Source organism: Butyrivibrio sp. (assembly GCF_017940685.1).
Taxonomy (GTDB): Bacteria; Bacillota; Clostridia; order Lachnospirales; family Lachnospiraceae; genus Butyrivibrio.
Genome location: NZ_JAGAYD010000081.1, coordinates 1 through 8910 on the forward strand (window position 1 = coordinate 1; position 8910 = coordinate 8910).

At 44.9% G+C, this 8910-nt stretch carries 13 protein-coding genes and 1 pseudogene; 2 read left to right on the plus strand and 12 right to left on the minus strand.

The window, feature by feature from the left end:
- The 3 genes from J6I68_RS05465 to J6I68_RS05475 all read right to left on the minus strand — a co-directional run.
- A partial coding sequence (locus J6I68_RS05465; RefSeq protein ID WP_292218235.1) for a hypothetical protein occupies positions 1–798 on the minus strand: 798 nt, incomplete at its 3' end.
- A 98-nt stretch (positions 799–896) separates the two neighbouring features.
- Entirely contained in the window at positions 897–1208 is a 312-nt protein-coding gene (locus tag J6I68_RS05470) for a branched-chain amino acid transporter permease (protein ID WP_292218238.1), read from the minus strand.
- Positions 1205–1879 carry an AzlC family ABC transporter permease gene (locus J6I68_RS05475; RefSeq protein WP_292218241.1) on the minus strand — a complete coding sequence of 225 codons (675 nt, stop codon included), beginning with the start codon at positions 1877–1879 and terminating at the stop codon, positions 1205–1207. The genes J6I68_RS05470 and J6I68_RS05475 overlap by 4 nt, the downstream gene beginning before the upstream one ends.
- A gap of 182 nt (positions 1880–2061) precedes the next feature.
- Between J6I68_RS05475 and J6I68_RS05480 the strand changes: the two genes are divergently transcribed.
- Positions 2062–2862, plus strand: a complete 801-nt coding sequence (locus J6I68_RS05480; RefSeq protein WP_292218244.1) for an FRG domain-containing protein — start codon at positions 2062–2064, stop codon at positions 2860–2862.
- 1 nt (position 2863) lies between these two features.
- Here the strand turns inward: J6I68_RS05480 and J6I68_RS05485 are convergent, their stop codons facing one another.
- The 5 genes from J6I68_RS05485 to J6I68_RS05505 are packed head-to-tail and all read right to left on the minus strand — an operon-like array spanning position 2864 to position 5509.
- Positions 2864–3715 (minus strand): SseB family protein, encoded by an 852-nt coding sequence (locus tag J6I68_RS05485; protein ID WP_292218247.1) that lies wholly within the window; start codon positions 3713–3715, stop codon positions 2864–2866.
- A gap of 30 nt (positions 3716–3745) precedes the next feature.
- Positions 3746–4333: an SOS response-associated peptidase gene (locus J6I68_RS05490; protein WP_292218249.1), complete on the minus strand. Its 588-nt coding sequence runs from the start codon at positions 4331–4333 to the stop codon at positions 3746–3748.
- A gap of 4 nt (positions 4334–4337) precedes the next feature.
- Complete coding sequence (locus tag J6I68_RS05495) at positions 4338–4727, minus strand: C-GCAxxG-C-C family protein (RefSeq protein ID WP_292218251.1); 390 nt, start codon at positions 4725–4727, stop codon at positions 4338–4340.
- 1 nt (position 4728) lies between these two features.
- Entirely contained in the window at positions 4729–5322 is a 594-nt protein-coding gene (locus J6I68_RS05500; protein WP_292218254.1) for a 4Fe-4S binding protein, read from the minus strand.
- A complete protein-coding gene (locus J6I68_RS05505; RefSeq protein ID WP_292218255.1) occupies positions 5309–5509 on the minus strand; it encodes a 4Fe-4S binding protein in 201 nt (66 codons plus the stop codon). The genes J6I68_RS05500 and J6I68_RS05505 overlap by 14 nt, the downstream gene beginning before the upstream one ends.
- A gap of 126 nt (positions 5510–5635) precedes the next feature.
- Between J6I68_RS05505 and J6I68_RS05510 the strand changes: the two genes are divergently transcribed.
- Positions 5636–5980 carry a winged helix-turn-helix transcriptional regulator gene (locus tag J6I68_RS05510; protein WP_292218258.1) on the plus strand — a complete coding sequence of 115 codons (345 nt, stop codon included), beginning with the start codon at positions 5636–5638 and terminating at the stop codon, positions 5978–5980.
- A 31-nt stretch (positions 5981–6011) separates the two neighbouring features.
- Here J6I68_RS05510 and J6I68_RS05515 read toward each other — a convergent pair whose 3' ends face one another.
- From J6I68_RS05515 to J6I68_RS05530, 4 genes and pseudogenes are all read right to left on the minus strand, one after another.
- Positions 6012–6797, minus strand: a complete 786-nt coding sequence (locus J6I68_RS05515) for an ADP-ribosylglycohydrolase family protein (RefSeq protein WP_292218260.1) — start codon at positions 6795–6797, stop codon at positions 6012–6014.
- 4 nt (positions 6798–6801) lie between these two features.
- Positions 6802–7482: a vWA domain-containing protein gene (locus J6I68_RS05520; protein WP_292218262.1), complete on the minus strand. Its 681-nt coding sequence runs from the start codon at positions 7480–7482 to the stop codon at positions 6802–6804.
- Positions 7483–7609: 127 nt separating this feature from the next.
- A complete protein-coding gene (locus tag J6I68_RS05525; protein ID WP_292218264.1) occupies positions 7610–8683 on the minus strand; it encodes a macro domain-containing protein in 1074 nt (357 codons plus the stop codon).
- A gap of 40 nt (positions 8684–8723) precedes the next feature.
- Positions 8724–8910, minus strand: a pseudogene (locus tag J6I68_RS05530) (prolyl-tRNA synthetase associated domain-containing protein); the annotation flags it as partial.

Here is an 8910-nt window from a genome sequence, read left to right on the forward strand (position 1 = left end):
GGATACATATTCCGAATTTTCTGCAAGCTTTTTGTTGATAGTGGTCAGAGAGATGGCATCATACATCCACTCCTGGTCCTCTGAGTACACACGGTCCTTTACGTACTGCTTGTACAGAACATCGTAGGGATAGATCTTTTCACCTGCGCCTTCCATACCCTTTGTAACATAACCATCGAGCTTTAAGATCACCACATCACCGGTCTTGGGGTTGATCTTGAAGATATTGTAATAATCGCGGCTCAAGGTCTCCACGATATCAAGCTGTTCTCTTAAATAGCGCTTATCAGCGATGTGTTTACGAATGGACTTATCAATATCCCTGAAAGCCAGGATAAAATTCTCCGTTTCTCCAGGCTGTCCAGCAAGTGCAAAAGCCATCTGATGATATGACATGTTACCGTCATCGGCCAGACGCATATAATCAAGCGTAAACCTTTCTCCATCTTTGATCCTTGAAAATACAACGTCCGATTTTACATCTCTTTGGACGCTCTCAATGTTGGTTACAACGCAGCGATCTACGTATTCCTCAATAAAACGGTCATAATTGTCAAATTTAAATCCCAGTTCAATCGCATAACGATTTGTGTTTTCTCCGGTCGAACGGTACAGGTACATCTTCTTGGTATTGGCATTGATGACCCAGATTGTATGATACTCTTTTCCGATTCCAGTAATAATTCCAGTTAAACGACGGATGCGGGCGTTAAAATCCTCCACCAGCGCACGCTGGTCTTCAGGATAATTCGCTGGATCTATCAATTCGTTTTCCTTGATGACTAAATCAGATTGCATCTTCCCCTCCTAAGAATAAATCCAACCTACGCAAATTGTCTGAATATGTCCTAATTTTACTATATTTCATACTTAAGCACAGCATGATTAATTAAAATTTAAGAAAAAAATCTTATGAGCATCATATATATGATAGTTCCTGCCAATATGCTTAAAACCGCATTTCTCTTCCACGCCTGCATTCCTACAACCAGCCCTCCTGCAATAAGTTCAGGAACGCCATGAGGCGGTGAAACCACAGAAACATCGCGCAGACAATATACCACCAGAAGCGCAACTATCGCCTGTGGCAACACTTTTCCCAAATAGGAAATATACTTAGGGGTATGCTTTCCGAATAGTAAAAATGGAAGAAAACGAAGAGCCATGGTAGTTAGTGCCATAGCTAAAACAAGTACAGCTGCTGTCATTTTTCCACACTCTCCTTTCCCCTTAAGATTGTCAGTAATACTGTTATAAGGAGCATTGATGGGATCAGGAAATTCTCTGATCCGAAAACCACAAGGCACATTACGGTGCTAACAATACCAACTATAGCGGGCAGATGGTTGTCGGATTCTATCCACTGTTCTGTAAACGAAGCGATGAAAAGAGCTGTCATGGAAAACTCGATCCCAGCTGTAGAAAAGCGGATCATGCTTCCTAAGAGACTTCCGATGACACTCCCCAAAACCCAGTAGCACTGATCAAACAATGATACAAAAAACCTATAGCGGTTAATTGATCCATTTGCTTCCCCGTCATCGTCGCAAAGAAGCGAATACGTCTCATCAGTTAACGCAAATATCAGATATGGCTTGTATTTTCCGGAATCCTTATACTTATCTATCATTGAAATGCTATAAAACAGGTGTCTTGCATTAACCATGATAGTAGTGATTATCGTTGTAACGACAGATGCTCCTCCTGTCAAAAGACCTATTCCGACATACTGCATTGAGCCTGCGTATATCAATGCACTCATGGCAAATGCCCATATCATGCCATATCCCGCATTATGCAGCAAAATACCAAACCCACTCCCAAGAACTATATATCCCGCCATAACCGGTATAGTTTTATAAAAAGCTTTTTTGATCACATCAATCCATCCTTTTGTATAAATATTCAAGTCTTTCCAATCATATTATTTTAACAGCCATCTCGCAACCGATTTTTTTATCAAAATTTCATTCAAAAATCAGCCCCTCCAGGGTAGGAATTGCTATACTTAAACTATGAAAACGCAATACAGAGCTTTTTTAAAATGGTGAGGTGAAGCTTATGATCAAGACAGTAATTATTGAAGATATGGATCATCTGTATGAACTTCTGAATGAACAGGAGTATAGAACTGACCTTAAGAGAAACCGAAATCTGTTTGTGTACCGAGGGCAGCCAGATGCCACCTTTGAGCTGACCACAAGTCTTGAGAGAAACTGTAAATACAAGAAAAAAGAACTTGAGCCCTGCATGCTCAGGAACTTCACAAAATATGCTGTTCTTGAAGAGCCTTCTATCGAAAACTCAGTATGGAGGCAGATGATCTTTGGTCAGCACCACGGCCTTCCAACAAGGCTTCTCGACTGGTCCTTCTCTCCTCTTATTGCTCTGCACTTTTCTGTCACCGAGACAGATCTTGATGAAATGGAGAAAAGAGATAGCTGCGTATGGCGCACGGACATCCATGAGCTTCATGATCTCCTGCCTGAGAAATACCAAAAGATCGCCGATAAATACAACACTACGGTCTTTTCCGTAGATATGCTCTCTGAAGCCTGCGAGAGCCTTGACATGTACGACAAAGACATGGGTTCTTCTTCAATGCTGATGATAGAGCCTCCTTCAGTTGATGTCAGGATTGTCAATCAGTACTCGTTCTTCTCTGTAATTCCCAATGACATGAAAGATATCGAAGGGTTCCTTGATGCCCACACTGAAAAAACGGTTCGCTACATAATAAAAAAAGAGATCCGTTGGCAGATCAGGGATATGCTCGATCATCAGAATGTATCTGAGCGCATTGTGTACCCCGGCCTGGACGGACTCTCCAGATGGCTTGGTCGCCATTATTATGTAAGGTAAGTTATTCTTCCATACCTTCGATCATTTCCATCATGTTCTTATCTATGATGTACTGATTGGAGAAGGCGTTTAAAACAATACCTGTAATATCCCGCTGATTGTTCCTTGCAAGCTTGATGGTGTCCAGGAAATTCCTCTCGATCCTTGTAAAGTGGTCGCCATATTCGCCCATTTCCGCTTCAGTTGAGAACACAGGGAAGTAGAATTTGTCGTCCTCTTCCAGGATATCAGGCACCAGATTGAGCTTTTCATTACCAAATTCATCAGGAAGCGCAACACATGGAACCCAGACATTGCTGTGGCGCAGGATCTTCATGAGCTTTAGAGCATTGAGCTCAGTATCATTTCTGTTGCAGATCTCCACTGCCCTTGTGAGAAATGATCCGTCAGCCAAGAGCTCTTTTGTAATAGGATCCTCTGGAACTGAGTATTCTACGCCTCCGTCGGCGTCAATGATCATCTGGATAAGCTCCTTGGAAAGCATGAACGCATCATCGCTCCAGGGATTGACGATAAATCCCATGCAATCAGCCTCTGCGCAGGCTTTAAGAGCTGCGTCTATGAAATGAGATATTACCTGGCTTGGTTGGCCCTTCTCAAACTCTTCTTTTGACGTGAACACCACGTTCCAGGTGTTGCCATCATTCGTATTAAGGCCTCTGAAGGAATAGGTCATCTCCTCTTCTTTGATAACTACAGGAATGACAAAATGCCCGTCAGCATGCATTCTGGTCCTTATGCTCTCAAGAACAGCAATAAGGTTTTCCTTGCTCTGGTCCTTGTGGAATTTTGCAATCGTCTCCTCAATTATCTCGTTGCCTTCAAGAAATGGATCTCGAACTTCCTGGTTCATGGTGGTGCTCCTTTCTGTTTAACATTTTAGTTAAAAGAGCTTCATCTGTTCATATTCCTGATGACTCTCAAGTAGTGGCATCTTCATATGTAGCATTTCTTTGGCTGCATCCGTATCAAAAATCCAGTCCTTAACAGCATTTTTCTCGATTATAAGTGGCATACGGTCATGGACCCTGATCATTGATTCGTTGGCAGCTGTGGTCAGTATTACAAAAGAATCCTTATTATCAGAAAGTTTATAGAGCCCCGCAAGATATATGGGGCTTTTATCCTTTTTATAGAAAGTTACCTTGTTCTTATCCTTATCCCATTCATAAAACCCAGAAGCAGGTATCACAAGGCGCCTTCTTTCAACACTATCAGAAAACATGGGCTTTTCCAGGGCAGACTCCGCTCTTGCGTTTATCACAAGTTTCTTATCATTTCCTGTTACGCCCCAGAACATATCTGACACCTTGAGACTTGCGCCATCGCTTCCTCTGCCAGCTGTTATCACTGCAGGGCTCATGGCAGGAGTAACATCACCTGAACTAACGGAAAGTAAGCCGGAGTCAAGCTCCAGCTCATCTTCTACTTCCAATGCAGTTTTATCATCAAAAAAGTATCTTCCACACATGTGATCAAAGTCCCATCATTTCTCCATAGATAAGTACTGCATTTCTTACGCACTCTTCGCATGGGCAAAGTGGCTTGCCATCAGTGATTGCCTTAAGATCCCTGCACTTGATGGCTCCGCATCTGCGGGCAAATTCTTCCTGGATCTGTCTGGTCTTTGCAAGAGTTCCTTTTCCCTCTGTCTTGAGGCCTGCTATCATTCCAGCGCCTATAAGCGCGCCGCAGGTAGCCTCCATATTGCCCATTCCTGCGCAGAAACCTGCAGAAATCTGGCACAGCTGCTCCTCTGTAAGGTCTGTTTCATCAGCAAGGGCCGCTGTTACTGACTGTGCACAGTTGTACATCCCGGAAGTTTTCATTGCTACTGCTTTTTCAGCTCTCTCATTTATATTCATCTTACTTGTTTCCTTTCTTTGCTTTGATCTGGCATATGCCCTGAGTCATGGTTCCCATAGGGCAAAACGAGCACCAGGTCCTCTCTTTATAAAGCGCCATCACGATCAGTCCGATCAGCGTTGATGTCAGCATCAGACTGTAAAATCCAAATCCAAACTGAGCTACCCAGTCCGGTAGTATACTTCCATTATATGCCCATTTCCATGGAACTTTGAAGGTCCAAAATAACTTTATTGCTTTTCGTAGTGTCTCTGCCCCTGAAAATACCAGATATGTCTGGAAAATCATGGTTCCAAACATGGTCATAAAGAAGGTCAAAAACCCATATCTGAACCATTTTGAAGAGATCCACGCCGGAGCCTTTTTTCTTCTTGAGCACTTAAGATTCCTTCCCAGTACCCAAAAGAGCTGTCCCCTTCCGCACATGTGATTGCAGAACCACTTGTTTCCACCTGCGATCGCAAAGATAAGCGGCAGAACAAAATCTATAAGTCCAAGCCACGCAAATAGGATATTGAAAAATCCCAGGGCAAAATACACTATTGTCCAGATCCAAAGGTAGTCGTACCAATGCTTCTTTTTACCTGTTTTCATCACTTACCTCCTCTACTCTTATGGATCCCGCAGGACAAGCTTTTTCACAGATTCCGCACCCGACGCACTTTGCGATATCCACCACCGCATAGCATCCTCTGTATATGCTGATCGCTTCCCTCGGGCACTGACCAGCGCACACGCCGCAGGCCACACATCTGTTAATGACGTTTACAGCTTTTTTCATCTACTACCGTTCCTTTCTGAATTTAGCCAAGCCTATTGCTTTTTTTAGTCAATGTCATTATTGTATTAGGTATAAAAAATATATCAAGTACGCAGATTATATGAACCTGGTAAGGAAAACAATACCATGAGCAAAACAGCAAAAAAAGAGCCCCTCTGCAACAGTATTGCAGGCGAGGGCTGCGGTCTTAAAAAAGTCATAAATATAGTTGGTGGAAAATGGAAGATCATGATCCTGTGCGTCATCGACAACAACGAGGTGGTTAGATATGGCGAGATCCGCCGCACAGTTCACGGGATTACCAACACCATGCTTGCCAATTCACTAAAAGAGCTTGAAGCAGACGGCCTTGTAGAGCGAAAAATGTACGATGAGATGCCTGTCAGGGTTGAATATAACCTCACTGATAAGGCAAAGAGCCTCATCCCCATTCTTCTTGAGCTGAAAAAATGGGGTGAGGACAATCTTTGACCTTGTTTATGTAGCGGCGATCCGCCTTGATTTAGGCTATCAGTATCTCGTATAGGTCCGGCGTTAAGAATTTTTCCAATATTCCATCGCCGTTTAGGCCTCCAAATCCGCCGTAGAACTCCTCTGCCACGCCTCCTGCAATGGCTCCGAAGGTATCTGAGTCACACTCCAGTGAAAAGATATTTCGCATGAAGGACTCGTAGTCGCTGCTCTCATAAAAGCACCTCATGGCTGCAGGTACTGACCCCTGGCAGCTCTCGTTCCACTTGTAGCGAGGCCTTATCTCGTCAAGGCTGTAGGCGATGCTGTACTCGTAGTCGTCCTTTGGGTACTCCTTAAGGACGTAATCGTAGATTTCCTGCTTGCTCTTTCCATGTCTTGCCATCCAGATACAGGTGGCAGTCACCACTGCTCCCTTGATCCCCTCTGGGTGATTGTGGGACACAGAGGCTGTAAATTCAGCCATCTTCTGCATTTCTTCATAGTCTTCATAATACTCGCCAACAAAAGAAACTCTCATGGCGCTGCCATTTCCCCAGCTGTTGTAGGGCTCGTGTACATCCCCATTTATCCATTTATAGAACTTCCCGCCGTACCCGGCAAATGGGTACTTTCTTCCAACAGTGACCATGGTCCCCACAAGGTCTTTTCCCTCTAAAAGGGCCTTCTTGATGGCCAGAGTCATGACAGAATCGTCCGTAAACTCCATAAAGGCGTTTCCGATAAGTGGCACATTCTTCCAATCAAGGTTCTTGGGCCTGTTAAACTCGAACTGTGCCCCGATTATATCCCCTAAAACCGCTCCTTTTACTGCCATATGATCACCTTCTTACCTTTCTGCTACGTCTATTGTAATCCTCATTGATCTCATCTGCCCAGCCCGATGCATCAAGCTCTTCTTCCACCATGTCGCTTGGGGCCATCATGGTCCTGCAGACTGCAGCTGAAACTCCCGCATAAACAGTGGCTGTTCCCATGGAATCGCTCACATAGTTGACGGCTCTTTCCTTTCTGACGCCAAGTTTTTGCGCCTCTGCGTAGGCATCAATGTTTGCGCCGATAAAGATAAACTCCCAGCCATATTTCTTTTGCTGCCTCTTGACCATCTTCTGGACCTTCTCATAGGAGTAATTCCTGCTGGCATTCTCCATTCCGTCGGTGGTGATGACAAAGATCGTCTTAGCAGGGCGATCCTCCTCCCGGGCGTATTTGTGTACATTTCCGATGTGCTTGATGGCTCCGCCCACTGCATCAAGAAGCGCCGTGCAGCCCCTGACGTAGTACTGATTGTCTGTCATTTTCTCTACCTTGCCAAGGGGAACCCTGTCGTAGAGCACTTCGCACTCATCGTCGAAAAGAACTGTCGAAACCAGGGCGTCTTCCCCTGTCTTTTTCTGCTTTTCCATCATGGAGTTGAAACCTCCGATGGTGTCTGCCTCCAGGCCGCCCATGGAACCTGACCTGTCCAGTATATAAACTATTTCAGTGATATTCTTACTCATATTCTTTTGCCTCCATCATTTAGTGGTGCTCCGCGCGATGAGCTGTTTTCTTTGTTCTGATGTAATGATACCTTTTTGGCAAAAGAAAATGGTCCCCTGGGAGGCGACCATCTAGAATTTACGTTTTTCAGTTAGAAAGTGGCTCAAGACCATAGTCAAACAGCACGATATCAATCTTCATAACGCTGTAATCCTCATGCCTTATGAAGTACTCAACGATGACGTCCGTCTGGGAGATTGGCGACAGCGCATAGCCCGCCAGCTTAAGGAAATCCACAGTCTCATCCATATTAAGCTTAAGACCCACTGCCAGCGCCAGGACCTTCTCCTTGGAGGGCTTTACCTGGCCCTTTAAGAGCTTGGAAAAATACTGCTTGGAGATATTGGCAGCTGCATAAACCTCAGAATTCTTAAGGCCTTTCTTGTTAATTAGCTGCTGAAGGTGCTTCTCAAAAGAGTCGGTGTACATCTCTTTTAGCACGTCTTCCAGAGAACCTGCAGCCTTGGCTGCAAAGAACATTGGGGCGTTTGAAGGAGGCGCTCCGTAAGACACTGTTGGTGCCATCACTTTAGCACTAGCACCTTTTTCCTTGTCCGGTTCTAAGGCAGGTTCTTCAAAAAACTCGCCTTCCAGGTGATGATCAATCTCGTACTCCTCTACAAGAGCTGCTTCCACATAGTCATCATCTATGTAGTTTCGAACCCTCTCCCCCAGCTCTCCTGAGATCATCACGGACTTTTGTCCAAATACAACGAGATAAATCTCCATCTCGTGCTCCTCCAGGAACCTGGTGAAAGCATCAACTGCTATCTCGATACCAAGCTTCTGGGGAAACCCATAGGTTCCGGTAGCAAGTAGCGGAAATGCGATAGATCTGCATCTATTCTTATAAGCTAACTTAAGGGACTTATCGTAGCAGGCCCTTAAACACTCAGCCTCTCCGTGGCTTCCACCTTCCCACCAGGGTCCGCTGGCGTGGATGATGTACTTGGCCTTAAGGTTAAATGCTGGCGTTATCCCAACTTCTCCCGGTTCAAGGTAACCAATTTTTTCGCGGGCACCAAGAAGCTGATCTTCGCCTGCCGCCTTGTATATGGCGCTGTCAACGCCGCCACCTATGGCAACATCAGGGTTTGCCGTATTGACGATGGCGTCGGCTTTTACTTTTGTAATATCATTTCTGATTATCTGAAATGGCATTTGTTCCCCTCACAAAGGCGCACCGCGCCTGAATCCATCATCAGTCCTCGCCAACAAGATGTACGATCTCTGCCACATGCCCCACCGCTGGCAGGAATTTGTCGAATATGTCAGCAGTTTTGATCTTAAGACTCGAAGTATTAACGCAAGGATGGCATCCAATGTACTCCCCAGCCTTCACATCCTCATCAACCAGGAGCCTCACGCCATGCTCCTTGTCATTCATA

Coding starts and splice junctions, on each gene's coding strand:
- J6I68_RS05495 (WP_292218251.1), bottom strand. CDS start 4,727: ATGAATATAAATGAGAGAGCTGAAAAAGCAGTAGCAATGAAAACTTCC.
- J6I68_RS05505 (WP_292218255.1), bottom strand. CDS start 5,509: ATGAAAAAAGCTGTAAACGTCATTAACAGATGTGTGGCCTGCGGCGTG.
- J6I68_RS05525 (WP_292218264.1), bottom strand. CDS start 8,683: ATGCCATTTCAGATAATCAGAAATGATATTACAAAAGTAAAAGCCGAC.
- J6I68_RS05480 (WP_292218244.1), top strand. CDS start 2,062: ATGATCAAGACAGTAATTATTGAAGATATGGATCATCTGTATGAACTT.
- J6I68_RS05485 (WP_292218247.1), bottom strand. CDS start 3,715: ATGAACCAGGAAGTTCGAGATCCATTTCTTGAAGGCAACGAGATAATT.
- J6I68_RS05510 (WP_292218258.1), top strand. CDS start 5,636: ATGAGCAAAACAGCAAAAAAAGAGCCCCTCTGCAACAGTATTGCAGGC.
- J6I68_RS05520 (WP_292218262.1), bottom strand. CDS start 7,482: ATGAGTAAGAATATCACTGAAATAGTTTATATACTGGACAGGTCAGGT.
- J6I68_RS05500 (WP_292218254.1), bottom strand. CDS start 5,322: ATGAAAACAGGTAAAAAGAAGCATTGGTACGACTACCTTTGGATCTGG.
- J6I68_RS05490 (WP_292218249.1), bottom strand. CDS start 4,333: ATGTGTGGAAGATACTTTTTTGATGATAAAACTGCATTGGAAGTAGAA.
- J6I68_RS05515 (WP_292218260.1), bottom strand. CDS start 6,797: ATGGCAGTAAAAGGAGCGGTTTTAGGGGATATAATCGGGGCACAGTTC.
- J6I68_RS05470 (WP_292218238.1), bottom strand. CDS start 1,208: ATGACAGCAGCTGTACTTGTTTTAGCTATGGCACTAACTACCATGGCT.